Genomic DNA, 25,083 nt, shown 5'->3' on the forward strand with positions numbered 1-25,083 from the left:
GTCGCAGGAGGGCGCCGGCCGGCCCCGGTGCCGGGGCCGGCCGGCCGCCGATCACACGTCCTCGACGCTGGAGGGCTCGCGGCGGGAGAGGTCGATGCCCAGCTCCTCCGCGGCCCGGAACACCTCGTCGTCGGTGTCACGCAGCTCGATCGCCTGGCCGTCGCCGGAGAGGACCTCCACGTTCAGGCACAGCGACTGGAGCTCCTTGAGGAGCACCTTGAACGACTCCGGGATGCCCGGCTCCGGGATGTTCTCGCCCTTGACGATGGCCTCGTAGACCTTGACGCGGCCGAGGATGTCGTCGGACTTGATGGTGAGCAGCTCCTGCAGCGCGTACGCGGCGCCGTAGGCCTGCATCGCCCAGCACTCCATCTCACCGAAGCGCTGGCCACCGAACTGCGCCTTACCACCCAGCGGCTGCTGCGTGATCATCGAGTACGGGCCGGTCGAGCGGGCGTGGATCTTGTCGTCGACCAGGTGGAGCAGCTTCAGGATGTAGACGTAGCCGACCGAGATGGGCTCGGGGAACGGCTCGCCGGAACGGCCGTCGAACAGCCGTGCCTTGCCGGTCTCCTTGACCATCCGGTTGCCGTCGCGGTTCGGGATCGTCGAGCCGAGCAGGCCGATGATCTCGTCCTCCTTGGCGCCGTCGAACACCGGAGTCGCGGTGCGGGTGCCCGGCGCGGCCTGACGCGCGGCGGCCGGCAGCCTGGCCGCCCACTCCGGGGTGCCCTCGACCTCCCAGCCGGTCTTGGCGATCCACCCGAGGTGGGTCTCCAGCACCTGGCCGACGTTCATCCGGCCGGGCACGCCCAGCGGGTTGAGCACGATGTCGACCGGGGTGCCGTCCTCGAGGAAGGGCATGTCCTCCTGCGGGAGGATCTTGGAGATGACGCCCTTGTTGCCGTGCCGGCCGGCCAGCTTGTCACCGTCGCTGATCTTGCGCATCTGGGCCACGTAGACCCGGATGAGCTCGTTCACGCCGGCGGGGAGCTCGTCGCCGTCCTCGCGGGAGAAGACCCGGACGCCGATGACCTTGCCCGACTCACCGTGCTTGACCTTGAGGCTGGTGTCCCGGACCTCGCGGGCCTTCTCGCCGAAGATCGCCCGCAGCAGCCGCTCCTCGGGGGTCAGCTCGGTCTCGCCCTTGGGCGTGACCTTGCCGACGAGGATGTCGCCGGGGACGACCTCGGCACCGATGCGGATGATGCCGCGCTCGTCGAGGTCGGCGAGGACCTCCTCGGAGACGTTCGGGATGTCCCGGGTGATCTCCTCGGCACCGAGCTTGGTGTCGCGGGCATCGACCTCGAACTCCTCGATGTGGATCGAGGACAGGACGTCGTCCTGCACGAGGCGCTGCGACAGGATGATCGCGTCCTCGTAGTTGTGGCCCTCCCACGGCATGAAGGCGACGAGCAGGTTCTTGCCCAGCGCCATCTCGCCCTCGTCGGTGCAGGGCCCGTCGGCGATGACCTGACCGACCTCGACCCGCTGGCCCTCCTCGACCACCGGGCTCTGGTTGATCGAGGTGCCCTGGTTGGAGCGGCGGAACTTCAGCAGCCGGTAGGTCTGCCGGGTGCCGTCGTCGGCCATCACGGTGACGTAGTCGGCGGTGGAGTCCTCGACCACACCGGCCTTCTCGGCCACCACGACGTCGCCGGCGTCGACCGCGGCACGCAGCTCCATGCCGGTGCCGACCAGCGGCGCCTCGCTGCGCAGCAGCGGAACGGCCTGACGCTGCATGTTCGCGCCCATCAGGGCCCGGTTCGCGTCGTCGTGCTCGAGGAACGGGATCATCGCCGTGGCGACCGAGGTCATCTGCCGCGGCGAGACGTCCATGTAGTCGACGTTCTCGGGGGCGAGGTAGTCGACCTCACCGCCCTTGGTGCGGACCAGGACCCGCTCCTCGGCCAGGCGGCCGGTGGCGTCCAGCGGGGAGTTGGCCTGGGCGACGACGAAACGGTCCTCCTCGTCGGCGGTCAGGTAGTCGATCTGGTCGGTGACCTGACCGTTCTCCACCTTGCGGTAGGGCGTCTCGATGAAGCCGAAGGCGTTGACCCGGCCGAAGGAGGACAGCGAGCCGATGAGGCCGATGTTCGGGCCTTCCGGCGTCTCGATCGGGCACATCCGGCCGTAGTGGCTGGGGTGCACGTCGCGCACCTCCATGCCGGCGCGCTCACGGGACAGACCACCCGGGCCCAGCGCCGACAGGCGGCGCTTGTGGGTCAGGCCCGCGAGCGGGTTGGTCTGGTCCATGAACTGCGACAGCTGGCTGGTGCCGAAGAACTCCTTGATGGAGGCGACGACCGGCCGGATGTTGATCAGGGTCTGCGGCGTGATCGCCTCGACGTCCTGGGTCGTCATCCGCTCGCGGACGACGCGCTCCATGCGGGAGAGGCCGACCCGGATCTGGTTCTGGATCAGCTCGCCCACGGTGCGCAGCCGGCGGTTGCCGAAGTGGTCGATGTCGTCGACGCCGTGGTCGGGCTCGCCCGCGTGCAGGCGCACCACGTACTCGATGGTGGCGACGATGTCGTCCTCGGTCAGCGTCGTCGTCGCGGTGGGGGCCTCGACGCCGAGCTTCTTGTTGACCTTGTACCGGCCGACCTTCGCCAGGTCGTAGCGCTTGGGGTTGAAGAACAGGTTCTCCAGCAGCGCCTGCGCCGACTCACGCGTCGGCGGCTCGCCCGGACGCAGCTTGCGGTAGATGTCCAGCAGCGCCTCGTCCTGCCCGGCGATGTGGTCCTTCTCCAGGGTGGCCAGCATCGTGGGCGACCACTGGAAGTGCTCGCGGATGCGGTCCTCGGTCCAGCCGAGGGCCTTGAGCAGGACGCTGACCGGCTGACGGCGCTTGCGGTCGATGCGGACGCCGACGGTGTCGCGCTTGTCGACGTCGAACTCCAGCCACGCACCGCGGCTGGGGATGACCTTGGCGCTGAAGACGTCCTTGTCGGAGGTCTTGTCCAGGGTCTTGTCGAAGTAGACGCCCGGGCTGCGGACCAGCTGGGAGACGACGACGCGCTCGGTCCCGTTGATGACGAAGGTGCCCTTGTTCGTCATGATCGGGAAGTCACCCATGAACACGGTCTGGCTCTTGATCTCGCCAGTGGTGTTGTTCATGAACTCGGCGGTGACGAACAGCGGCGCCGCGTAGGTCATGTCCTTGTCCTTGCACTCCTCGAGGGACGCCTTGACGTCCTCGAAGCGCGGGTTGGAGAAGGACAGCGACATCGAGCCGCTGAAGTCCTCGATCGGCGAGATCTCCTCGAGGATCTCGGCCAGACCGCCGACGGCGTCGGCCTGCTCCTCGGGGGGGAGGGTGGCGCGCCAGACGGGGCTGCCGACCAGCCACTCGAAGGAGGCGGTCTGCAGGCCGAGCAGGTCCGGGACCTCGAGCGGCTCGTGGATCTTGGCGAACGAGACGCGGAGCGGCGCGCCGGGGATCTTCTGGTGGTCGGTGCCGCCGGTGCGGGGACCAGCCTGCGGCTCGACCGCGGCCGGGGTGCTGCTGGGGGACTCGGTGGTGCCGGGGGTGATGCTGGTGGGGCGAGAGCCTGCCAAGATGCGTCCTTCCAAGGACCTCACGACGTGCGGGCGGTGGGTGCAGTTCGTCCTGGGTCGTCGTCGGTATCGGCGAGGCTGACCGCGGATGCCGACCACACCGTTACGGTCAACCCGGGGTTGTCCGAGACCGTTCCGGACACCCCTGGTGACCCGTGTTGGCGGGTTGGCAGTCAGAGGGCAGCGCAACAGGAGACCCTACCCCTGCTGGGCGTCGGTGTCCACGTCGGGCCGCCGGTGCGGCGCGGGACACACTCGACGGGGTGTCCGGCGCCCACCGTGAGGCGGGCCGGGGACGCTGTTCGCGCCCGGCGCCGGCGCCCGTGGAGCTCCGGCGAGCGGGGTGGTGCCGGGGAGTGATGATGCCAGTGCACCGGCCGGGCACGAGCAGCCACGCCGGGCGGGCGGCGTCCCGAGCCCGGTCCGGCAGGCCGGTGACGTGCCGGGTGACGCCGCAGGGGCCGCCCTCCGTGCGGAGGACGGCCCCTGTCGGGTGGTGCGGCCCGGCGACCGGAGTCGCCGGGCAGGGGGTCACTTGACGGTGACGGTGGCGCCGGCGCCCTCGAGGGCGGCCTTGGCCTTCTCCGCGGCGTCCTTGGCGACCTTCTCCAGGATCGGCTTCGGCGCGTTGTCGACCAGGTCCTTGGCCTCCTTGAGGCCGAGCGAGGTCAGGCCGCGCACCTCCTTGATGACCTGGATCTTCTTGTCGCCGGCAGCCTCGAGGATGACGTCGAACTCGTCCTGCTCGGCGGCGGCGGCCTCGCCACCGCCACCACCGGCGGCCGGGGCGGCCGCGACGGCGACCGGAGCAGCGGCGGTGACCTCGAAGGTGTCCTCGAACTGCTTCACGAAGTCGGACAGCTCCAGGAGGGTCATCTCCTTGAAGGCGTCGAGCAGCTCGTCGGTGGAAAGCTTGGCCATGGTGTCTCCTTGGTGGGTCAGGCGTCGCTGGCCGCGGTGTCCGCGGCAGCGTCGGTGGTCTCGGGGGTGGTGTCAGCAGCAGCTGCGTCGGCGGCAGGAGCACCCTCGGCGGGCTTCTTCTCCTTGAGCGCCTCGGCCAGACGGGCGACCTGCGACAGCGGGGCCTGGAAGAGCCCGGCAGCCTTGGTCAGGTTGCCCTTCATCGCGCCGGCCAGCTTGGCCAGCAGGACCTCGCGCGGCTCGACGTCGGCGAGGCGGGTGACCTCGGAGGCGTCGACCGTGCGGCCGTCGACCACGCCACCCTTGACGACGAGCGACGGGTTGGCCCGCGCGAAGTCGCGGATGGCCTTGGCGGCCTCGACCGGGTCGCCGTCGATGAAGGCGATCGCGGTGGGGCCGTTCAGCAGCGGGGCCAGGTCGGAGAAACCGACCGAGTCCGCCGCCCGCTTCGTCAGGGTGTTCTTGACGACGGCATAGCTGCTGCCCGCACCGAGGGAACGACGCAGCTCGGTCAGCTGCGCCACGGTCAGCCCGCGGTACTCGGTGAGCACGGCCGCGCTGGATGCCTGAAAACGCTCGGTGATCTCCTGGATCGCGGCGTCCTTGGCCTGCGTGGGCATGGGCCTCCTCTCGCTGTCGGGCGACCACCGGCCGGTGCGCGGACACAGGCGATCGGGGCCCGGAGACGAGGAACGCCCCGGCGCAGGGCGCACGGGGCGAGGAAGGCCGGGGACTCCGGGTCGACCGACCCGGGCTCCGACGCGTTCGTCGAACCGTCCACCTGCGCGGGCCGTCCGGTGGTCCGGACCTTCGATCGCACGCGGACGTGCGACGACCAAGCGGTCATGGGGGGAACAGCGGCAAGAGTACGCCATGCCCGGTCGACCGCGCCAACCGGCCCGGAGACGACGAACGGCGCCGCCCCGCGAGGGGCGACGCCGTGCGTCTGGACGAGGTCCTCGATCAGGCGCTGGCCTCGTCGACCGTCAGGTTGCGGGTGCGGTTCGGGTCGACCGGGATGCCCGGGCCCATGGTCGTGGAGATGGTGACCTTCTTCAGGTACCGGCCCTTGGCCGCCGACGGCTTGGCGCGGAGCACCTCGTCGAGGGCGGCAGCGTAGTTCTCCACCAGCTTGGTCTCGTCGAAGGACGCCTTGCCGATGACCAGGTGCAGGTTGGCCTGCTTGTCGACGCGGAAGTTGATCTTCCCGCCCTTGATGTCGTTGACGGCCTTGGTGACGTCGGGGGTCACCGTGCCGGTCTTCGGGTTCGGCATCAGGCCACGGGGGCCGAGGATGCGGGCGATGCGACCGACCTTGGCCATCTGGTCCGGGGTCGCGATCGCGGCGTCGAAGTCCAGGAAGCCGCCCTGGATCCGCTCGATGAGGTCGTCGGAGCCGACCACATCGGCACCGGCGGCCTCGGCCTCGGCGGCCTTGTCGCCGGTCGCGAAGACGATGACCCGGGCGGTCTTGCCGGTGCCGTGCGGCAGGTTGACCGTGCCGCGGACCATCTGGTCGGCCTTGCGCGGGTCGACGCCGAGCCGGATCGCGACCTCGACGGTCGCGTCGTACTTGGTGGTCGAGGTCTGCTTGGCCAGGCCGGCGGCCTGCAGCGGGCTGTACAGCCCGTCCGCGTCGACCAGCTCGGCGGCCTTGCGGTAGTTCTTGCCGTGCTTCGCCATGGTGGTGCTCCTTCCCCCCGGATCGGGGGTCGCGTGGTGCGCGGGCCCGGCGAGGCCCTCCCACAGATTGAGGACCCCGTTCTCCTCACCCCTCGCAAGCTCGGGATGAGCCTCGAACGAGGCCGTTGGTGCCTTACTGGACCGTGATGCCCATCGACCGGGCGGTGCCGGCGATGATCTTCTCGGCGTGGTCGAGGTCGTTGGCGTTGAGGTCGGCCATCTTGGTCTGCGCGATCTCGCGGACCTGGTCGCGGGTGACGGTGGCGACCTTGGTCTTGTGCGGCTCGCCCGAGCCCTTCTCCACACCAGCGGCCTTGAGCAGCATGCGCGCGGCCGGCGGGGTCTTGGTGACGAAGGTGAACGACCGGTCCTCGAAGACCGAGATCTCGACCGGGATGACGTTGCCGCGCTGCGACTCCGTGGCGGCGTTGTACGCCTTGCAGAACTCCATGATGTTCACGCCGTGCTGACCGAGGGCGGGGCCCACGGGCGGCGCGGGGGTGGCCGCACCGGCGTTGATCTGGAGCTTGATGACCGCGGTCAACCGCTTCCTGGGGGGCATGACTTCCTTCTTCGTGACGGTGGTGACTGGCTGGAACGGCCCCCTCGCAGGGTCCCACCCTGAGCGTGCGAAGGGCGGGGGGCGAGGGGGTCCTTCGTCAGATCTTGGAGACCTGGGTGAACGACAGCTCGACCGGCGTCTCGCGGCCGAAGATCGAGACCAGCACCTGCAGCTTCTGCTGCTCGGCGTTGATCTCGTTGATGGTGGCGGGCAGCGTCGCGAAGGGGCCGTCCATGACGGTGACCGACTCGCCCACCTCGAACTCGACCGTGGGCGCCGGGCCGGCGGCGGGCGAGCTGGTCTCGGCCGCCACCACGGCGGTCTTGACCGGGGTGGCGGGCACCAGCAGGTTGACGACCTCGTCGATGCTCAGCGGCGAGGGCTTGGACGTGGCGCCCACGAAGCCGGTGACACCGGGGGTGTTGCGGACCGCCCCCCAGGACTCGTCGTTGAGGTCCATCCGGACCAGCAGGTAGCCGGGCAGCTTCTTGCGGTTGACCTGGGTCCGCTTGCCGTTCTTGATCTCGGTGACCTCCTCGGTGGGCACCTCGATCTGGAAGATGTAGTCCTCCATGTCCAGCGACGTGATGCGGGACTCCAGGTTGGTCTTCACCTTGTTCTCGTAGCCGGCGTACGAGTGGATGACGTACCAGTCGCCGAACTGGCTGCGCAGCGTGCTGCGCAGTGTCTCGCGCGGGTCCTCGTCGGCCTCCTCGGCCGTCTCGAGGGCCTCGGTGACCACCGGGTCGTGGTCGGGCGCCGGCTCGGGCTGCGGGTCACCGGCCAGCGTGCCCGGCTCGCCGGACTCGACCTCGGGGACGACGTCGGAGCCGCCGGTCGCGGTGTCCTGGTCGGTGGTGTCGCTGGACCCCTCGGCGGCGCCGGGCTCGTCGGCTCCGGTCTCGAGGTCGGCGCTGCCGCGCACGTCGAACCGTGCATCGTCGAGGTCGGTGCCCTCGACGGCGTTGTCGGTCTCGAAGGGCTCGCGGGGGTCAGTCACGTGGTCTCTTCCTCCTGGGGGGCGGTGCAGCTCGCGGGGTGCTCAGCCGAAGACGGCGAGCACGCCCTGGGCGAAGACGATGTCCAGGCCGGCGACGAGCGCGACCATGACCGCCACGAAGATGATCACGACGGTCGTGTAGGTGATCAGTTCCTTGCGGCCGGGCCAGATGACCTTGCGCAGCTCGGCGACGACCTCGCGGAGGAACCGGCCGATGCTGCGCTTGTCCCGCAGCTCCTCGGCGCGTGCCCGCTCGGCGGCGGCCCGGGAGCGGGTGCCCTCCCCGGTGCGGCCCTCGGCCGCCCGGCCGGCCGGGCGGCTGCCCGTGCGGCCGGCGCCGCGCTGACGCCGGGTGGGGGTGGCGACGACCTTGTCCTCGTCGCTCTCCGCATCGTCGGCGATCTCCGCCTCGGCGGCCTCGAGCTCGGCGGCGTCGTCGACGCCCGGGGCATCGCGGTCGAACTGCTCGGCGTCGTCGAGGTGCTCGCCGTTCGGCTCGCCGTCCTTCTCGCTCACAACGCCTCGCTCTGCTCGGTGACTGGTCTGTGCCGGCTCGGCGCCGGTCGTCGGTCGGTGGCAGGGGTGACAGGACTTGAACCTGCAGCCTGCGGTTTTGGAGACCGCTGCTCTGCCAATTGAGCTACACCCCTAGGAGCCCCGTCGGGCCACCCGTCCGGCCCTCCACGAGCATCGCTCGCGCAGGACACCTGGGACACCCTCAGGAACACCCGCCCGGGACCGGTCCGCGCCGCAGCGCGTCCGGGCCCCAGAGGGTCCCGGGGCACGCCGGTGGCGGGGTCATGCTGGCCCCAGGGGAACGAGTGTACGGGACCGGCGGGAGCACTGACCAACACGGCCGGGCAGGACCCCTTCTACGGGGCGGCCGGCCCGGTCAGCCGGTGCGGTCCGCGGGCTCCAGCGCCCCGGCCCGCCGCAGGACGGCGAGAGCGGCGGGCAGGCCGCTCAACGCCGCCGCCACGTCGGCCGGGGTGGCGATCGTCCAGGCCCGGGCGTCGAGGTAGCAGCGCAGTGCGGCGTCGAACGCCGCCGCACCCGCCTGCTCCCGCGCGGCCTGGAGCGCAACCGCCCCCTTGCCGTAGACGGCCGTGACGTAGCTGCGGTCGTCGGGGAACCCGGCCATGGAGCCACCGACGTCCCCCGGCAGCTCCAGCAACCGCTCGGCGCGGGCGCCGCGGCCCGGGTACACCACGGACTCCGCATGGCTGGCGAAGGCCTCGTCCAGCCACGGGTCGCGGAACTGCGAGTTCCCGACCATGCCGTAGAACCACATGTGGGCGACCTCGTGGACCAGCACGACCTCGGCGTCACTGGCCAGCAGGATCGACGAGGGGTACTCGATGCCACCACCGGCGTCGGGGAGCCAGGGCACGGTCAGGGTGGCGTAGGGGAACGGCCCGTAGCGCCTCTCGAGCGCCTCGATCGCGGCTCCGGTGGTCCGGGCCAGCCGCGCCGGGTCGTGGCCGGATCCCGGGAGTGCGCCGGTGGTGACCCGGACCCCGGCCACCTCGGTCTCGGCCGTGACGAACCGCCCGACGGCCACGCTGACGTCCCGGGCGACCGGTTCGGTGGAGGTCCAGGTGCGGCGGCCGTCGTGGGGCCGGGTGGGCTCCCCCTGGTCGCCGGTCATCAGCACGGTCAGCTCGGCCGGGGCGTCCACGGAGATCGTGGTGTCGCTGACCGGGCTGGTCGCGGTCTCCCCCGTCAGCGGGACGAACGGGTCGCGGGCCCAGCCCACCCCCGGCTCCCAGGCCAGCAGCGGGGCGCCGCTGGCCCACCAGGCGACGCCGGAGTCGGTGCCGAGCCGGTCGAAGCCGCTCCCGCCGAGGGTCAGGGTGAACTCCAGGGCGACCTCGGTCCGCTCCCCCGCCGTGAGCGTCCGGCCGAGAGCCACCACGTAGATCCCGCCGGGCTCCGCGGCACCCGCCGGCTCGTACCGGCCGCCCACGACGTCCGGACCGGCGGCGGCGTCCACGACGAGCCGGTTGCCCGCCGCCGCGGTGCCCGGGGCGTTCGGGACCAGCCGGAAGACCAGCTCCGCCGTGGGGACGTCGGGGGTGAACCGCACGACCTCGGTGCCGGTGACCGTGCGCAGGTCCGCGGCGAGGGCGAACGCCAGGTCGACGACGGGGCGGTCGGGGTCGGGCCGGACGCGAGCCTCCGGGCAGGACCCGTCCCAGGAGCGGGCGGCGACCGGCGCGGACGCCGAGCTGGACGACGCGGTGGGTGCGGGCTGGTCGTCGGCGCATGCGGCCAGGGCCGCCGTGGCCACCAGCAGCGCGGGCAGCAGCGGGCTCCTGCGCACGGTGGCGCCCGCGAACCCGGCCGTCAGGCCAGCGCGACGACGGCGCGCGCCAGGGACAGCACCTTCTCGCCCCCACTGGTGACGGTGAGGTCGACGCGGACCCGGCGGTCGTCCAGCAGCGCGGCGACCCGGCCGCGCACGGTGACCTCGGCCCCCGCGTCGTCGTCGGGGACGACGACCGGGCGGCTGAACCGCACGTGGTAGTCGACGACCGCACCCGGGTCACCGGCCCACGCGGTGACCGCCCGGGCAGCCAGCCCGGCGGTGAGCATGCCGTGCGCGATGACGCCGGGCAGGCCGACCTCGCCGGCCACCCGGTCGCTCCAGTGGATGACGTTGAAGTCACCCGAGGCGCCGGCGTAGCGGACCAGGTCCGCGCGGGTGACCCGCGAGGTCTGCTCGGGGAGCTCGGTGCCGACGGCGACGTCGTCGGCGCGCAGCCGGGTCATGCGGTGCCCCGGGCGACGAGCATCGAGCGGGTGGTGCAGACCGGCTCGCCGTCCTCGGTGGCCAGGTCGACCCGGGTGGTGAGCATGTCGTTGCCGGCCACCGACCGGATCGCGTCGATGGTGGCGGTGGCGACCAGCCGGTCGCCGGCCCGGACGGGGCGGTGGTGGGTGAAGCGCTGCTCGCCGTGGACGACCCGGCTGTAGTCGATCCCCACCTCGGGGTCGTCGACGACGACGTTGCCGGCGCCCAGGCTCAGCACGATCGCGAAGGTGGGCGGCGCGATGACGTCGGCGTGCCCGAGCGCCTGCGCCGCGGCCGGGTCGCGGTAGACCGGGTCGGGGTCACCGAGCGCGGTGGCGAACTCGGCGATCTTCTCCCGCCCGACCTCGTAGACGGCAGAGGGCGGGTAGCTGCGCCCGACCAGTCCTGCGTCCAGCGCCATGCTCCCGCCCTCTCGCCTCGACGTCCGCTGGGGTCAGCGGGTCTCGCGGTGCAGCGTGTGCTTGCGATCGGTCGGGCAGTACTTCTTCAGCTCGATCCGGTCGGGGTCGTTCCGCCGGTTCTTGCGGGTGATGTAGTTGCGGTTCTTGCACTCCTGGCACGCCAGGGTGATCTTCGGACGAACGTCAGTGGCAGCCATGAGTGCTTCCTCGCCTTGTGCTGGTCGGGTGGGTGGTGCCCGCGCCCAGCAGGTGCCGGACACGACGACGGACCCCGCGAGCGGGGTCCGTCCGGAGTAGCGGTGACCGGACTTGAACCGGTGACACAGCGATTATGAGCCGCTTGCTCTACCAGGCTGAGCTACACCGCCGGGCGACCGCGCGGCCCGGTCTCGCGACTGGACCGGTGGTCAGTACTGGATCTTACGAGCCCCTTTACGGAATCGAACCGTAGACCTTCTCCTTACCATGGAGACGCTCTGCCGACTGAGCTAAAGGGGCGTGCTCGGGTCGAGGAGACACTCTACCCGGCGTTCCCTCACCCCTCGACAGGGGGTCGGTGCGGCCGGCGTTCCCGCCTCGTTCCGTGCGCAGGGAGGACTGTAACAGTCAGGTCCGGACGAACAACCGGCGGTGGGTGCCACCCGGCGCCGCGGTGCGCACACCACTGCGGGCGAGCAGCCACCCCTCCAGCCGGTCCTCCGGCAGCGGCCGGCTGACCAGGAAGCCCTGCACCTTGTCGCAGCCCATCTGGGCCAGCAGGTCCCGGGTCACCTCGTCCTCCACGCCCTCGGCGACCACCCGCAGCCCCAGGTTGTGCGCCAGCTCCACGATCGACCGGGCGATGAAGGACTCGTTCTGGCTGGTCGACATGCCCAGCACGAAGCTCTTGTCGATCTTCAGCTCGTCGATGGGCAGCGCGCGCAGCTGGGACAGCGAGGAGTAGCCGGTGCCGAAGTCGTCCATCGACAACCGGAGCCCCAGCGCGTGCAGGTCGGCCAGCACGGTGCCGTTGCGGACCGTGTCGTCGACGACGCTGCCCTCGGTGAGCTCGAGGGTGAGCAGCTCCCCGGGGACCCCGTGGTGCCGCAGCGCGCGGCGGACCCGGTCGACCAGGTCGGGCTCGGCGAGGCAGTGGGCCGAGAGGTTCACCGCCACCGACAGGGCGATGTCCTGGTCCAGCCAGCGCCGACAGCGGTCCAGCGCACGGTCGAGCACGTGGTCGGTGAGTGGCCCGATGCGGCCGATCTGCTCGGCCAGGGCGATGAAGTCGTCCGGCGGGACGTCGCCGTAGCGGGGGTGGGCCCAGCGGACCAGCGTCTCGACCGAGACGATGTCGGAGGTACGCGTCTCCACGATCGGCTGGAACACCACGGTGATCTGGCCGTCGGCGATCGCCGCCTCCAGCTCGGTGCCCAGCTGGAGCCGGCGCAGGCTCTGCTGGTCCAGCACCGGGTGGTAGGTGGCGACGCCGCTGGACCCGTGTGCGGCCAACAGCGCGACGTCCGCGCGCTGGATGAGCGCTCCCGCGTCCGAGCCGTGCACCGGCGCCGCGGCGACGCCGATGGTCAGCGACACCTCCAGGTCCAGCCCGGCGACCTGGGCGCGGGTGGAGGCGGCCTCCCGCAGCCGGCGGGCGGCCCGCTCGGTCGCCGCGAGCGAGAGCCCCGGCAGCAGCACGGCGAACTGACCGCCCTCCATGCGGGCCAGCACGGCCTGCGGCGGGGCGTGCTCGCGCAGCAGCCCCGCGGTCACCATCAGCAGCTCGTCGCTGGCGGCGTGCCCCAGGGTGTCGGTGACGTTGGTGTAGCCGTCCAGCGCGGCCAGCACGAGCCCGACGCGGGCACTGTCAGGCTCGGCCTGCAGCAGCGCGTCGATCTCCGCGGCCAGCCGCTGCCGGTTGGGCAGCCCGGTCAGCCGGTCGTGGTCGGCGTCGTGCCGGATCTGACCGAGGAGCTGCTGCTGCCGGATCGCCGCGTTGACGTGGGTCAGCATCGACTCCAGCGCCGCCCGGTCGGCAGCGGCGAACGTGACCGTGTCACTGCGCCGGTCGCAGACCTCCAGGTAACCCGGCTCGCCGGCGGCGGTGACCACGGCCGCGCCGAGCACCTCCCGGGCGCCGCGGCGGTCCAGGGCCGCGAGCTCGTCGCCGGCCACGCGGGCCTTCGAGACGAGGACGGCCCCGACGGCATCCGGCGCGGTCGCCCGGCGGCGGAGCAGGTCGTCCGGGTCGCCCGGCCCGTCGTACCAGGCGAGGTCGGGATCGGTCGCGTCGACGAGGAGCTGCGGCCCGTCGTCGAGGTAGGGAGGCAGCCACAGCGCGACCCGGTCGGCGTTCAGGAGCTCGCGGACCGCGCGCACGATCTCGTGGGTACCGGCCTCGTCCGGGCTGACCAGTTCGACCCGGCGGGCGAAGTCGTAGACGCGCTGCACGGTTCGCCGCTCCCGCGCCGCGCGCGCCGACTGCCGGAAGATCGCCAGGGCACCCAGCAGCATCGGCAGGATCAGCACCCACGCCCACGGGGTCTCCTCGACCAGCAGCAGGGCGATGATCGCGATGACGACGCTCAACGGCGCGAACAGCGCGTTCGGGAGGGCCGCCGCCCAGAACGGCCGGCTCGGGAAGCCCTCGGTGAGGGTGATCGCCAGGCAGACCCCGGCCATCCCGACGAGGTTGGCGCTCAGCACCGCGAGCACCAGCGACGCCCAGCCGAGCGGTTGGGTGAGCTGCAGCGGCGGGAGGACCTCGAGCACCGCGAGGGCTGCGCACAGCTCGAGCACCGCGATGCCGGCGTTGAAGGCGAGTTTCGCCGGGGAGTTGTGCCGGACGGCCATGACCACCAGGACGGCCACGACCCGGCAGGCCGCGGTCCAGACGCCGCCCACCTCGACCAGGCCGACCACCAGGGGGATCTCGGTGGGCGACAAGGAGATGGTCTGCCGGCGGAACTCGACGTCGAGCTGGGCGGACTCGGTCAGCAGGAAGGCGACCAGCAGGGTGAGGACCGCCCAGGGGGACGGAGCAGCCCAGTCCTCGGGCAGGACGAGAGCCGCGACGACCGCGGCCACCACCAGGGTGAGGACGCCGATCGTCCCGGGACGATGCAGGGGTGAGTGCCCCCGCCGCTCGGGGACCGGCTGATCGGCCAACGTGAGCCTGTCTCTAGAGGAGGCTGGTCCGCCGACGGTAACAGCGCGCTCGGCGTCCGAGGGGGCTCGCTCACCCGTTGGGGCGGCCCGGAAAGGGCCGCCCCAACGTCAGGTGTGCGCGCTCAGCGGGTCCACTTCCAGCCGCGGGTCCACTTCCAGCCGCGGTCGGCGGTGGCGGTGCGGGCGATGGAAGAGCTGGTGGCGGTGGACATCGTGTCTCCTCGGGGCATGACGGTCTGCTCTGTCAGATCTCGCTGAGCGGCAGCGGCCCACGCGGGGGCAGAGCGTCTCCGGCAACACACCGCAGTGATCACATTGCAGAAGGTCACTCGTTCGGGCAAGTGCATCCCCCGGCGGTGTCGGAAGTTTTCGTAGTGTCGTCACGCTGTGTCACGGGGATCGCGGAGCGTCGTCATCTCGGGTGACCAGCTCATCGCGGACCGTCCGGCGCCACCGGCCGGCGGTTGCGGCCCGGTGGCTGCTCGAGCGCGTTGGAGGCAAGCCCCTCGACCACGTCGGACACGACCGCGCCGACCGCGCTCCCGGTGTACCGGGCCGGCAACGTGGGCAGCGTCAGCACCCCCGACGTGCGGGTGAACGCCGCTGCCCCGGCGTCGACGGCAGCGCGCCCGGCCGGCGTGCCGACCCCGGACGGACGCACCCCGGCCGCCCCGGCGACGACTGCCGCCGCGAGTCGTCCCGCGTCCTCCGCGGTGCGGACCGGACCGTCGTCGGGCTCGATCCGGATCCGGCCGTCCGCGTGCAGCAGCACCGCCCCGGCGTCGACGAGCACGCCCAGCGCGGGGGCGACCCGCGCGGAGCGGACCAGCTGCACCGGCGCGGTGAGCAGGTCGTAGGTGCCCTCCCAGGCGCGGGTCTCGACCAGCACCTCGGCGAAGCGCAGCGCGTACCGGGCCCGGTGGCCGAACTCCTGGACGGCCACCAGCGCGCCGGCCGTCTCGGCCCGGTGCTCACCGCCCAGGGCCAGCCCGCCGACCATGCTGCTGGTGACCCGCTGCTCGGCCGCCGACTCGGTGAGCAGCAGGCCGAGCCCGCGCAGCCGGGTCTCCCGCGCCGGCGACAGGTCCTCCCCCGTGCCCGCGGCGGCGAGCTCGCGCCCCAGCAGCTCCGGCTGCCCGGCCAGCAGCAGGCCGATCGCATCCGACAGCTGCGCCATCGTCGCCAGGTCCACCGGCTCCCCGGCGTCCGGGCCCCCGGGTTGCCCGCCCGCCGGGTCGAGTCCCTGGCCCAGCACGCCGAGTGCACCGCGGGCGACCTGCTCGGCATCGGCCGAGTCCGCGGCCAGCTCGATCAGCGCCGTCAGGGCGCGGCCGTCGTCGAGCCAGTTCCGGCCCAGCACGGCGTCCCAGGCCCGGGGCGTCCCCAGCAGCCTGCCCGCCGCCGCCGGCTCGCCACCCCGCACGACGGCGGTGATCGCCGCGACCACCGGGTCCGGCCGTCCCCCGGTGACCCGGTCGACGGCGCGGTGCCCCTGCGCCGCTTCCCGCTCGAGCATCCGCTGACCCCACGCGGCGGCCAGGCCCGGGCCGGCGCCGGGTGCCGCGAGCACGGCACCCATCCCGACCGCGATCGCATCGTGCTGCGGATCGGGGTCGTGCACCGGGAGCGCCGTCGCAGCGAGCACCTCGCGCACCCGGGGGGCCGGCCGCTCGCCGACCCCGGCCACGGTGAGCGCGGTGGCCAGCAGCCCGGCCAGCGGGACCTCCTCGCCCGTCCCCGCCAACTGGTGCAGCAGGGCGAGCAGGAAGGTGAGCCCCTCCGCGCCGAGGGCGGTGACGAACGCCTCGGCGACCACCGGTTCCGCGACGACGTCGGCCCAGCGGACGGCGGCCTCGCGCACGTCGGTGACGCCGCTCGGGGCGGTGAGCTCGGCCGCCGCGGTGACCCCCATCGTGGCCAGCGCCCCCCGTCCCCATCCGGGCAGCAGACCGGCCAGGTGCACGGTGACGGCGGCGCCCGACGCCAGGCGGGCACCGCCGGTCAGGCCGCGGGCCGCGGCGGCCAGCACCGCGGCCGCGCCCGCGGCGTCGCGCACCAGGTCGGCGAGGAGCGCCTCGTGCTCGGCCGCGCGGGCGTCGTCCGCGGCGGCGAGGCGGGCCACCAGCACCTCGGCCTGCCCCTCGGCCGAGGCGTCGCCGCTGTGCACGGCGGCGAGCAGCGCGCCGAACCGCGCACGGGCCTCCGCGAAGTCGGCGCGCTGGTCCTCCCGCAGCCCCCGCAGCCGCGCCAGCACGCCCAGCCACAGGTCGCGGTGCTCGGTCAGCCGGTCCAGGACGACGGTCAGGCAGCGGTGCAGCTCGCCGGCGACGGCGAGGGCGGCCGCCACCTCCCCCGCGGCGACCCGCGCGTCGGCCCCCTGCCAGCCGGTGAGCACCGTGGCGGGGCCCAGGAGGTGGCCGGCCAGCCCGGCGGTGAAGGCGGCCGACCGGAGCTCGTCGAGGACCGCACCGAGCGCTGCGACCGATCCCGGCGGGTCGGGGAGCCTGACCGGCGTCGGCAGGGCGGTCACCGGGGGGTGCCCTCACCGCGCACCGGGAGCACCGACCCGTCCAGCCCCAGCCAGGAGTCCGCCGCGGCTGCCACGGCACCGCCGAGCCAGGTGAGCTCGGCCGCCAGGCAGCCGGCGGCCGAGCGGACGGTCTCGGTGCACGCGGTCACCGCCGGGTCCAGCGGGCCACCGACGCCGCCGTGGGGAACCGCCTGCCGGGAGCGGGCGACCTGCCCCGCCGCCGCCTCCAGCACCCGCGCCAGCTCGTACAGCCGGCCGGGGACCACCTCGATCGCCATGCGGGCAGTCTGCGGCGCCCGCGGACACCCGCCCGGGCGTCGTCCACAGGCCCGACCGGACCACCCGGGGCCGGAGGAGCCGTCGTCCACACTGTCCACAGGAGTCGTCCACAATCGGTGGACAACGGTGCCCCGCGGGGCCGCCCGGGACCTACGCTGCCCGCGTGCGTGCCCACCCGGCCGGCGCCGACCCGGTCCGGCCCGACCCCGAGGCCGGGTCGACGCTGCCCTTCGTGCTGGTCTGCTGGCTGGTCGCCGCCTTGATGGTGCTGGGCGCCGTCGCCGCCTCCGATGCCTTCCTGGAACAGCAGGAGGTCCAGTCGGTGTGCGACGGGGCCGCTCTCGCGGCGGCGAACCAGACCGACGAGGCGGTCGTCTACCGGCAGGGCGTCGGCACCGAGCTGCCCCTCACCCGGGCCGGGGCCGAAGCCGCCGTCGCCGACCAGCTCACCGACGCCGGGGCGCGGCTGGACGCGTGGTCGGCGACCACCGACGGCGTCGAGGTGACGGTGCGCTGCACCCGGGCCGTGGAGATCGCCTTCGGCTGGCTGTTCCTCGCCGGGGAACCGCTGGAACGCACCGCGGTGGCCAGCGCCCGGGCCCCGACGGCGCCCTGACCCGGAGAGACAGAACGGCCCCCGACCGGTGGTCGGGGGCCGTTCGTACCAGGCGTGGCGGGTGAAGGATTCGAACCTTCGTAGGCTAAGCCGACGGATTTACAGTCCGCTCCCATTGGCCACTCGGGCAACCCGCCGTGGTGGTACGGGGAAGAGAGTACAAGACGAGGGTCGGCCACCCGCCGGGGCACCGGTGGGTGGGTCGCCCGGGGCAGAGGAGGTACCGAGATGGCCGATGCGTCCTTCGACGTGGTGAGCAAGGTCGACCGGCAGGAGGTCGACAACGCCCTGAACCAGGCCGGCAAGGAGCTCTCCCAGCGCTTCGACTTCCGGGGCGTGAACGCCTCGATCGCCTGGGCCGGGGAGGAAGGCGTCACGCTGACGGCCGACACCGAGGAGCGGGTGGCGGCGGCGCTGGAGGTCTTCAAGGAGAAGCTGGTCAAGCGCGGGATCTCGATGAAGGCGATCGATGCCGGGGAGCCGCAGGCCTCGGGCAAGAGCTACAAGATCTCCGCGACGATCCAGCAGGGCATCGCCTCGGACAAGGCCAAGCAGATCGCCAAGATCATCCGCGACGAGGGCCCCAAGGGCGTGCAGGCGCAGATCCAGGGCGACCAGCTGCGCGTCAGCGGCAAGAAGCGCGACGACCTCCAGGCGGTCCAGCAGCTGCTGAAGGGCAAGGACCTCGACGTCGCCCTGCAGTTCGACAACTACCGGTGAGCGAGCGGGCCCCCGTCCCGCGACGGGGGCCCGCGCTCACCGCTGGCCGAGGTGGCGCGCCAGCTCCTCCAGCCGGGCGATCCGCTCCGGCATCGGCGGGTGCGTGGCGAACATCGACGCCATCCCCGACCCGCGGAACGGGTTGGCGATCATCAGGTGGCTCTGGGTGACCAGCCGGTCGTCCTGGGGCAGCGGGCGCACGGCCACCCCCTGCTCGAGTTTGCGCAGCGCACTGGCCAGCGCCAGCGGGTCCTGGGAGAGCTGGGACCCGGAGGCGTCGGCCTGGTACTCCCGGCTCCGGCTGACCGCCATCTGCACCAGGCCGGCGGCGATGGGGCCGAGGAACACCAGCAGCAGCCCACCCAGCGCGCCACCGCCCTCGCGGTCGTCGGAGCGACCACCGAACAGCGAGGCGAACATCGCCATGTGCGCCAGGTAGGTGATCACGGTGGCCATCGCGCCGGCCACCGAGCTGATCAGGATGTCGCGGTTGTAGACGTGCGACAGCTCGTGGGCGAGCACCCCGCGCAGCTCGCGCCGGTCCAGCAGCTCCAGGATCCCCTGGGTGCAGCAGACCGCGGCGTTGCGCGGGTTGCGCCCGGTGGCGAACGCGTTGGGCTGGTCGGTGGGGCTGACGTAGAGCCGGGGCATCGGCTGCCGCGCCGAGGTGGCCAGCTCCCGCACGATGGCGTACAGCTGAGGCGCCTGCGTCTCGGTCACCGGGAACGCACGCATCGCCCGCAGGGCGAGCTTGTCGGAGTTGAAGTAGGCGTACCCGTTGACCCCGAGGGCGGCCACCAGGGCGATCAGCAGCCCACCCCGGCCGAAGAAACTGCCGACCAGCAGGATCGCGCCGGCCATGAGGCCGAGCAGCACCGCCGTCTTCAGACCGTTGTTCCACCGTTGCACGACCTGCAGAACGGAGGGAGCCCAGCGGCCGTTCCCCGGGGACCTGGGGAGCCGTTGTGAGGGCAGCCAACCCTCTGTGCGGTGCCTCACGTTCGCGCTCGACCCGTCCGGTGCCGGCAACCCGCACGTAACCTGGCCAGCCGGAGGTACCTCACAGATGACTGGCACCACTCCCGGAATCACCCCCGGCGCGGACGGCGTTGCCCCCGGCATGCACCCCGCCGTGGACCCGACCGTGCCCAGCTCCGCCCCTGGCGGCCTGGTGAAGAGCGTCGTCGAGCTCGACCGTGTCGTCATCCGTCTGGCCGGCGACTCCGGCGACGGCATGCAGCTGACCGGCGGCCGCTTCACCAGCGAGACCGCGACCTTCGGCAACGACCTGTCGACGCTGCCGAACTTCCCCGCCGAGATCCGGGCGCCAACGGGCACCCTGCCCGGGGTCAGCTCCTTCCAGCTGCACTTCGCCGACCACGACATCATGACCCCCGGGGACGCCCCCGACGTGCTGGTCGTGATGAACCCGGCCGCGCTCAAGGCCAACCTCCCCGACCTGCCCGGCGGCGGGCTGATCATCGCCGACTCCGACGAGTTCACCGCCCGCAACCTGGCGAAGGTGGGCTACGCCACCAACCCGCTCGAGGACGGCTCGCTGGAGAGCTGGCAGCTGGTGAGCGTGCCGCTGACCGGCCTCACGCTGGAGGCGCTCAAGGACTCCGGGCTCGGCAAGAAGGAGGCCGAGCGGAGCAAGAACATGTTCACCCTCGGTCTGCTGAGCTGGATGTACCACCGGCCCACCGAGGGCACCGTCCGGTTCCTGGAGCGCCAGTTCCGCCGCAAGCCGCAGATCGCCGCGGCGAACATCGCGGCCTTCCGCGCCGGCTACAACTACGGCGACACCACCGAGGCGTTCGCCGTCTCCTACCAGGTGAAGCCGGCCAAGATGGCGCCGGGGAAGTACCGGCACATCTCCGGCAACCAGGCGCTGGCCTACGGGATCATCGCCGCCGGGCAGCGCTCGGGCCTGCCGGTGTTCCTCGGCGCGTACCCGATCACCCCGGCCAGCGACATCCTCCACGAGGTGTCCAAGCACAAGTCCTTCGGCGTGCGCACGTTCCAGGCCGAGGACGAGATCGCCGGCATCGGGGCGGCCCTGGGGGCCTCGTTCGGTGGCGCGCTCGGCGTGACGACGACGTCCGGGCCGGGCGTCGCCCTCAAGGCCGAGACGATCGGGTTGGCGGTGATGACCGAGCTGCCGCTGCTGATCGTCGACGTGCAGCGGGGCGGCCCCTCGACCGGGCTGCCCACCAAGACCGAGCAGTCGGACCTGCTGCAGGCCCTCTACGGCCGCAACGGCGAGGCGCCGGTCCCGGTGATCGCCCCGCGCTCCCCCGGCGACTGCTTCGACGCCACGCTCGAGGCGGTCCGCATCGCGCTGACCTACCGCACCCCGGTGATGCTGCTCTCCGACGGCTACCTGGCCAACGGCGCGGAGCCGTGGTCGATCCCGGACGCCTCCGAGCTGCCCGACCTGTCGGTTGACTTCGCCACCGCGCCCAACGGCAGCGCCGAGGACGGCACGGAGGGTGAGTTCCTGCCCTACCTGCGCGACCCGGAGACCCTCGCCCGCGCCTGGGCGGTACCGGGCACCGCCGGGCTGCAGCACCGGATCGGTGGGCTGGAGAAGGCCGACAAGACCGGCAACATCTCCTACGACCCGGCCAACCACGACTTCATGACCCGCACCCGGCAGGCCAAGATCGACGGCATCGCCGCCTCGATCCCGGCCACCGAGGTCGACGACCCGGAGGGGAATGCGCGGGTCGCGGTCATCGGTTGGGGATCCACGTACGGGCCGATCGGGGCGGCCTGCCGGCAGATCCGCGCGTCGGGCCGGTCGATCGCCCAGGTCCACCTGCGCCACCTCAACCCGCTCCCGGCCGACCTCGGCGAGATCCTCGCCCGGTACGACCGGGTGATCTGCCCGGAGATGAACCTCGGGCAGCTGGCCATGGTGCTGCGGGCGAAGTACCTCATCGACGTCGTCAGCCACACCCAGGTGCGCGGGCTGCCCTTCCGGGCCGCCGAGCTCGCCGGGGTCCTGCAGGACGTCATCGACAGCACCAGCACTCCGGCCGCCGTCGCGGCCGGGAACGGAGCCATCTCGTGACTGCCCTCGATGCCCACGTGCACGACCTGGGGATGCCGGCCCCCGGCCCCATCGCCGACGCCATCGCCAGCTCGGTGGAGACCAACGGCGAGAAGCAGACCGCGCTCAAGGCCAAGGACCTCAAGACCGACCAGGAGGTCCGCTGGTGCCCCGGCTGCGGTGACTACGTCATCCTCAACGCCGTCCAGAGCTTCCTGCCGAGCCTGGGCATCGCCCGCGAGGACATGGTCATCGTGTCCGGCATCGGGTGCTCCTCGCGCTTCCCGTACTACATGAACACCTACGGGATGCACTCGATCCACGGCCGCGCCCCGGCGATCGCGACCGGCCTGGCCGCCTCCCGCCCGGACCTGTCGGTCTGGGTCGTCACCGGCGACGGCGACGCGCTCTCCATCGGTGGCAACCACCTGATCCACGCGCTGCGCCGCAACGTGAACATGACGATCCTGCTGTTCAACAACCGGATCTACGGGCTCACCAAGGGCCAGTACTCGCCCACCAGCGAGATCGGCAAGGTCACCAAGTCCACGCCGATGGGCTCGCTGGACCACCCGTTCAACCCGGTGTCGCTCGCGCTGGGCGCCGACGCCACCTTCGTCGGGCGGGCGATGGACTCCGACCGCAAGGGGCTGACCGAGGTGCTGCGGCAGGCCGCCGAGCACCAGGGCACGTCGCTGGTGGAGATCTACCAGAACTGCAACATCTTCAACGACGGCGCATTCGAGCTGCTCAAGGACCCGACCACGGGCCCGATGTGGACGATCCCGCTGGTGCACGGGGAGCCGCTGGTGTTCGGCCCGGACGGCGCCTCCTGCGTGGTCCGCGACGACTTCGGCGGCCTGCGGATCGCCGAGACCAACCAGGTCGACGCCTCCCAGATCGTCCGGCACGACGCCCACCGCGAGGACCCGGCCTACGCGTTCGCGCTGTCCCGGCTCTCCAGCCAGGACCTGCGCTACACGCCGATGGGCGTCTTCCGGTCGGTGGCCAAGCCCTCCTACGAGCGGATGATGGCCGACCAGCTCGAGGACGCCGCCGCGCAGCAGCCGGCCGACCTCGACGCGCTGCTCGCCGGCGGGGACAGCTGGACCGTCCCCGCCTGACCCGGATGCTGAACGCCAGTGGCCCAGGACCTGCGAGGTCCTGGGCCACTGGCGTGCGATGCTCCTGAGCAGTTCGGGGGCAGGGGGTGAACGCCGTGGACCAGCGCCTCGCCCGGCTGCGGGAGGACGCCGGGCTCGGCCTGCAGATCGGTGTGCTCCGCAGCGGCGGGCTCGCCCTGGCGGTCGGCGGTGACCGGGTGGCCCGGCTGCTGCACCGGCCGTGGCGACTGGACCCCTACCCCGTCTACCGGGACCTCCGTGCGGCGCAGACCGCGCCGGGCGGCGGGCCGGTGCGCAGCCGGACCGGGATCACCGCCGTGGCCACCCACGCCAGCTGCGCGGCCGTGCTCCGGGACCGGCGGTTCGGCGTCCGGCTCGCGGACGGGCGGCGCCGGATGGACGAGGGCGGGGCGGGCAGCAACGCGGCCGCCGTGTTCGAGCCGGTGGACCTGTCGCTGCTGACCCAGGACCCGCCCGACCACACCCGCCTCCGCCGGCTCGCGCAGCCCGCCTTCTCCCCCCACCGGCTGGTGGAGTACCGCGCCGTCGCCGAGGACGTCACCGCCCGGCTGCTGGACGAGGCCCTGGCCCGCGACCGGCGGGAGGGCCGGTTCGACCTGGTGCGCGACCTGGCGTCCCCGCTCCCCATCACGGTGATCTCCGCCCTGCTGGCCGTGCCGGCGGTCGACCGGGACCGGTTCGCCCGCTGGGGCCGGGTCCTGGGCAGCGCGCTGGACGGCGTCCGGTCACCGGGCCACGCTCGGCAGCTGGCCGCCACCACCGCCGACCTGAGGGAGCTGTTCGGCGGGCTGCTCGAGCAGCGCCGCCGGGAACCCGGCGACGACGTGGTGAGCGCCCTGGCCACCGCCGTGGATGACGGCGGGGCGACCGTCGACGAGGTCCTGGCGCTGGCCCAGCTGCTGCTGGTCGCCGGGTTCGAGACGACCACGAACCTGATCGGCAACGCGGTGCGGGCGCTGCTGGCCGAGCCGGGACAGTGGCGTGCCCTCACCGACGACCCGTCGCTGGCCGCGGCGGCCGTCGAGGAGACGCTGCGCTTCGACCCGCCGGTGCAGCTGACCGCCCGCGTCGCCCACGAGGACGCCGAGGTCGACGGCGTGCCGATCCGCCGCGACCACGGCGTGCTGGTGCTGCTCGGGGCCGCGGGGCGTGACCCGGCGGCCCACCGGGACCCCGACCGCTTCGACGTCCGTCGTGCACAGACCAGCCCGCACCTGGCCTTCTCCAGCGGCGCGCACTACTGCCTCGGCGCACCGCTGGCCCGGCTGGAGGCCGAGGTCGCGCTCCGGCTGCTCGCCGAGCGCGCGCCCCGGCTGCGGGTGGCGGGCCGCGGGGTGCCCCGGGTCGCCACGGTGCTGCGCGGACCGCTGCGGATCCCGGTCAGCTCCCGGGCGTGACCCGGAGCAACTGGTCCTCGCCGCCGCCGTTGTCGGTGGTCAGGTACAGCGCCCCGTCCGTGCCCTGCGCCGGGGTCCGGATCCGGCCGTAGGTGTCCTCCAGCTCGGGCACGCGGAACTGCTCCAGCAGTTCGCCGTCAGGGCCCAGCCGCAGGCCGAGGACGCCGGTGTCCTTCTGCACGCCGACCATCAGCACCCCGTCGTAGCTGCCCCACTCCTCGCCGCTGACGAACGTCGCCCCGGACGGGGCGATGGTCGGGTCACCGGAGGACCACACCGCGGGCACGGCCCCCTCGGCGGTCATCGGGACGCTCTCGTCGTACGTGCCCGACCCGACCGGGTCCCAGCCGAAGTCGGCACCGGGCTGCAGCAGGTTGACCTCGTCGTCGCGGTCGGGCCCGTGCTCCACCGAGTACACCTGCCCGGAGTCCGGGCGCACGGCCAGGCCCTGCACGTTGCGGTGCCCGTAGGTGAGGATCCGGTCCGCGGCGGCGGCATCGCCGGTGAAGGGGTTGTCCGGCAGGGCCTCCCCGGTGTCCGGGTCGATCCGCAGGACCTTGCCGGCCAGCGTGGCGAGATCCTGCGGGTTGGTGCCGACCGCGTTGTCCCCCGTCCCGACGTACAGCGCGCCGTCGGGGCCGAACTCGACCCGGCACCCGCCGTGCCGGCCGCTGGCCTCGTTGACCGGGATGCCGCCGAGCAGCGGGTCGGCCACCCGGGTCGCCGACGTCCAGTCCGCGGACACGGTCCACGCGATCACCTGGATCTCCGCGCTGCCGCCCTCCTGCACGCCCTGGCAGGTGTGGAAGCGGCGGCTCTCGGCGAACGCCCGGTCCAGGGTGAGCCCCATCAGGCCGGTCTCGCCGTCGGCGAACAGGTCGTCGAAGTCGGCGTCCACCGGCTGCACGGTGCCGTCGGGGAGGACGGCGGTCAGGCCGCCGCCACGCTCGTCGAGCAGCAGCGTGCCGTCGGGTGCCTGGTCGACGTCCCAGGGGTGGTCCAGCCCGTCGGCCACCACCTCGACCTCCAAGGCGGGCGCCGCCGCGGGTGCGCTGGTCGGGGCGGCCGACTCGGCGGCGGGATCCGCACCGCAGCCGGCGATGAACACGATGACGAGAAGGCCGGGCGCGGTACGGGAGCGGGAGGTCACCTGCCCAGGGTGCCCGCGATCGGGACGGAGCACCCGTCGCCGCCGGCCCCTGAGTCGAGGACTGCGGCTCTTCGCGAGAGCGACACCGAACGTGGGTGACG

Annotated in this window: 21 protein-coding genes and 4 tRNA genes; 5 read left to right on the forward strand and 20 right to left on the reverse strand. The window is 72.8% G+C overall.

Annotated elements, in window-relative coordinates; genetic code table 11:
* Positions 1 to 51: 51 nt before the first annotated feature.
* The 17 genes from rpoB to ACI795_RS15445 form a co-directional block, all read right to left on the reverse strand.
* Entirely contained in the window at positions 52 to 3,561 is a 3,510-nt protein-coding gene (gene rpoB, locus ACI795_RS15365) for a DNA-directed RNA polymerase subunit beta (protein WP_457076411.1), read from the reverse strand.
* Positions 3,562 to 4,092: 531 nt separating this feature from the next.
* Complete coding sequence (gene rplL, locus ACI795_RS15370) at positions 4,093 to 4,482, reverse strand: 50S ribosomal protein L7/L12 (protein ID WP_457076412.1); 390 nt, start codon at positions 4,480 to 4,482, stop codon at positions 4,093 to 4,095.
* Positions 4,483 to 4,499: 17 nt separating this feature from the next.
* Complete coding sequence (gene rplJ / locus ACI795_RS15375; RefSeq protein WP_457076413.1) at positions 4,500 to 5,102, reverse strand: 50S ribosomal protein L10; 603 nt, start codon at positions 5,100 to 5,102, stop codon at positions 4,500 to 4,502.
* Positions 5,103 to 5,445: 343 nt separating this feature from the next.
* Positions 5,446 to 6,165, reverse strand: coding sequence for a 50S ribosomal protein L1 (gene rplA, locus ACI795_RS15380; RefSeq protein ID WP_457076414.1), 720 nt, complete (start codon positions 6,163 to 6,165; stop codon positions 5,446 to 5,448).
* Positions 6,166 to 6,298: 133 nt separating this feature from the next.
* The gene (rplK, locus tag ACI795_RS15385) at positions 6,299 to 6,727 is read right to left on the reverse strand and encodes a 50S ribosomal protein L11 (RefSeq protein WP_153359795.1); all 429 of its coding nucleotides are present in this window, start codon (positions 6,725 to 6,727) and stop codon (positions 6,299 to 6,301) included.
* A gap of 97 nt (positions 6,728 to 6,824) precedes the next feature.
* Positions 6,825 to 7,727, reverse strand: coding sequence for a transcription termination/antitermination protein NusG (nusG, locus tag ACI795_RS15390; RefSeq protein ID WP_457076415.1), 903 nt, complete (start codon positions 7,725 to 7,727; stop codon positions 6,825 to 6,827).
* A 42-nt stretch (positions 7,728 to 7,769) separates the two neighbouring features.
* The gene (gene secE, locus ACI795_RS15395) at positions 7,770 to 8,243 is read right to left on the reverse strand and encodes a preprotein translocase subunit SecE (protein WP_457076416.1); all 474 of its coding nucleotides are present in this window, start codon (positions 8,241 to 8,243) and stop codon (positions 7,770 to 7,772) included.
* Positions 8,244 to 8,301: 58 nt separating this feature from the next.
* Positions 8,302 to 8,377, reverse strand: a tRNA-Trp gene (locus tag ACI795_RS15400).
* 242 nt (positions 8,378 to 8,619) lie between these two features.
* Positions 8,620 to 10,050 carry a peptidase M1 gene (locus ACI795_RS15405; RefSeq protein ID WP_457076417.1) on the reverse strand — a complete coding sequence of 477 codons (1,431 nt, stop codon included), beginning with the start codon at positions 10,048 to 10,050 and terminating at the stop codon, positions 8,620 to 8,622.
* Positions 10,051 to 10,073: 23 nt separating this feature from the next.
* On the reverse strand, positions 10,074 to 10,499 hold the full coding sequence (locus ACI795_RS15410) for a MaoC/PaaZ C-terminal domain-containing protein (protein WP_457076418.1): 426 nt from the start codon (positions 10,497 to 10,499) through the stop codon (positions 10,074 to 10,076).
* Entirely contained in the window at positions 10,496 to 10,942 is a 447-nt protein-coding gene (locus ACI795_RS15415) for an FAS1-like dehydratase domain-containing protein (RefSeq protein ID WP_457076419.1), read from the reverse strand. The genes ACI795_RS15410 and ACI795_RS15415 overlap by 4 nt, the downstream gene beginning before the upstream one ends.
* Positions 10,943 to 10,975: 33 nt before the next feature.
* Positions 10,976 to 11,140: a 50S ribosomal protein L33 gene (gene rpmG, locus ACI795_RS15420; RefSeq protein WP_110553396.1), complete on the reverse strand. Its 165-nt coding sequence runs from the start codon at positions 11,138 to 11,140 to the stop codon at positions 10,976 to 10,978.
* A gap of 97 nt (positions 11,141 to 11,237) precedes the next feature.
* Positions 11,238 to 11,311 (reverse strand) — tRNA-Met (locus tag ACI795_RS15425).
* A gap of 57 nt (positions 11,312 to 11,368) precedes the next feature.
* A tRNA-Thr gene (locus ACI795_RS15430) sits at positions 11,369 to 11,441 on the reverse strand.
* Positions 11,442 to 11,549: 108 nt separating this feature from the next.
* Positions 11,550 to 14,090, reverse strand: a complete 2,541-nt coding sequence (locus ACI795_RS15435) for a putative bifunctional diguanylate cyclase/phosphodiesterase (protein WP_457076420.1) — start codon at positions 14,088 to 14,090, stop codon at positions 11,550 to 11,552.
* 430 nt (positions 14,091 to 14,520) lie between these two features.
* Positions 14,521 to 16,620: a hypothetical protein gene (locus ACI795_RS15440; RefSeq protein ID WP_457076421.1), complete on the reverse strand. Its 2,100-nt coding sequence runs from the start codon at positions 16,618 to 16,620 to the stop codon at positions 14,521 to 14,523.
* Positions 16,617 to 16,898 carry a hypothetical protein gene (locus ACI795_RS15445; protein WP_457076422.1) on the reverse strand — a complete coding sequence of 94 codons (282 nt, stop codon included), beginning with the start codon at positions 16,896 to 16,898 and terminating at the stop codon, positions 16,617 to 16,619. The genes ACI795_RS15440 and ACI795_RS15445 overlap by 4 nt, the downstream gene beginning before the upstream one ends.
* A 164-nt stretch (positions 16,899 to 17,062) precedes the next feature.
* On the opposite strand from ACI795_RS15445, the gene ACI795_RS15450 reads away from it, so the two are divergent.
* Positions 17,063 to 17,515 (forward strand): pilus assembly protein TadG-related protein, encoded by a 453-nt coding sequence (locus ACI795_RS15450; RefSeq protein WP_457076423.1) that lies wholly within the window; start codon positions 17,063 to 17,065, stop codon positions 17,513 to 17,515.
* A gap of 55 nt (positions 17,516 to 17,570) precedes the next feature.
* Here the strand turns inward: ACI795_RS15450 and ACI795_RS15455 are convergent.
* A tRNA-Tyr gene (locus ACI795_RS15455) sits at positions 17,571 to 17,652 on the reverse strand.
* A 91-nt stretch (positions 17,653 to 17,743) separates the two neighbouring features.
* Here ACI795_RS15455 and ACI795_RS15460 point away from each other — a divergent pair.
* Positions 17,744 to 18,235, forward strand: coding sequence for a YajQ family cyclic di-GMP-binding protein (locus ACI795_RS15460; protein WP_457076424.1), 492 nt, complete (start codon positions 17,744 to 17,746; stop codon positions 18,233 to 18,235).
* Positions 18,236 to 18,271: 36 nt separating this feature from the next.
* Here the strand turns inward: ACI795_RS15460 and htpX are convergent, their stop codons facing one another.
* A complete protein-coding gene (gene htpX, locus ACI795_RS15465) occupies positions 18,272 to 19,144 on the reverse strand; it encodes a zinc metalloprotease HtpX (protein WP_457076425.1) in 873 nt (290 codons plus the stop codon).
* Positions 19,145 to 19,379: 235 nt separating this feature from the next.
* Here htpX and ACI795_RS15470 point away from each other — a divergent pair, with 235 nt between their 5' ends.
* The 3 genes from ACI795_RS15470 (at position 19,380) to ACI795_RS15480 (ending at position 23,832) form a co-directional block, all read left to right on the forward strand.
* Positions 19,380 to 21,311: a 2-oxoacid:acceptor oxidoreductase subunit alpha gene (locus ACI795_RS15470; RefSeq protein ID WP_457076426.1), complete on the forward strand. Its 1,932-nt coding sequence runs from the start codon at positions 19,380 to 19,382 to the stop codon at positions 21,309 to 21,311.
* Positions 21,308 to 22,414: a 2-oxoacid:ferredoxin oxidoreductase subunit beta gene (locus ACI795_RS15475; RefSeq protein ID WP_457076427.1), complete on the forward strand. Its 1,107-nt coding sequence runs from the start codon at positions 21,308 to 21,310 to the stop codon at positions 22,412 to 22,414. The genes ACI795_RS15470 and ACI795_RS15475 overlap by 4 nt, the downstream gene beginning before the upstream one ends.
* Positions 22,415 to 22,509: 95 nt before the next feature.
* Positions 22,510 to 23,832 (forward strand): cytochrome P450, encoded by a 1,323-nt coding sequence (locus ACI795_RS15480; RefSeq protein ID WP_457076428.1) that lies wholly within the window; start codon positions 22,510 to 22,512, stop codon positions 23,830 to 23,832.
* Here the strand turns inward: ACI795_RS15480 and ACI795_RS15485 are convergent.
* Positions 23,816 to 24,982, reverse strand: coding sequence for a PQQ-dependent sugar dehydrogenase (locus ACI795_RS15485; RefSeq protein ID WP_457076429.1), 1,167 nt, complete (start codon positions 24,980 to 24,982; stop codon positions 23,816 to 23,818). The two genes, ACI795_RS15480 and ACI795_RS15485, sit on opposite strands and share 17 nt — an antisense overlap.
* Between the last annotated feature and the right edge of the window lie 101 nt (positions 24,983 to 25,083).

This window comes from Modestobacter sp. SYSU DS0290 (assembly GCF_054050955.1).

Coding starts and splice junctions, on each gene's coding strand:
- rplL (WP_457076412.1), bottom strand. CDS start 4,482: ATGGCCAAGCTTTCCACCGACGAGCTGCTCGACGCCTTCAAGGAGATG.
- rplJ (WP_457076413.1), bottom strand. CDS start 5,102: ATGCCCACGCAGGCCAAGGACGCCGCGATCCAGGAGATCACCGAGCGT.
- rplA (WP_457076414.1), bottom strand. CDS start 6,165: ATGGCGAAGCACGGCAAGAACTACCGCAAGGCCGCCGAGCTGGTCGAC.
- rplK (WP_153359795.1), bottom strand. CDS start 6,727: ATGCCCCCCAGGAAGCGGTTGACCGCGGTCATCAAGCTCCAGATCAAC.
- ACI795_RS15410 (WP_457076418.1), bottom strand. CDS start 10,499: ATGACCCGGCTGCGCGCCGACGACGTCGCCGTCGGCACCGAGCTCCCC.
- ACI795_RS15415 (WP_457076419.1), bottom strand. CDS start 10,942: ATGGCGCTGGACGCAGGACTGGTCGGGCGCAGCTACCCGCCCTCTGCC.
- rpmG (WP_110553396.1), bottom strand. CDS start 11,140: ATGGCTGCCACTGACGTTCGTCCGAAGATCACCCTGGCGTGCCAGGAG.
- ACI795_RS15445 (WP_457076422.1), bottom strand. CDS start 16,898: ATGGCGATCGAGGTGGTCCCCGGCCGGCTGTACGAGCTGGCGCGGGTG.
- ACI795_RS15460 (WP_457076424.1), top strand. CDS start 17,744: ATGGCCGATGCGTCCTTCGACGTGGTGAGCAAGGTCGACCGGCAGGAG.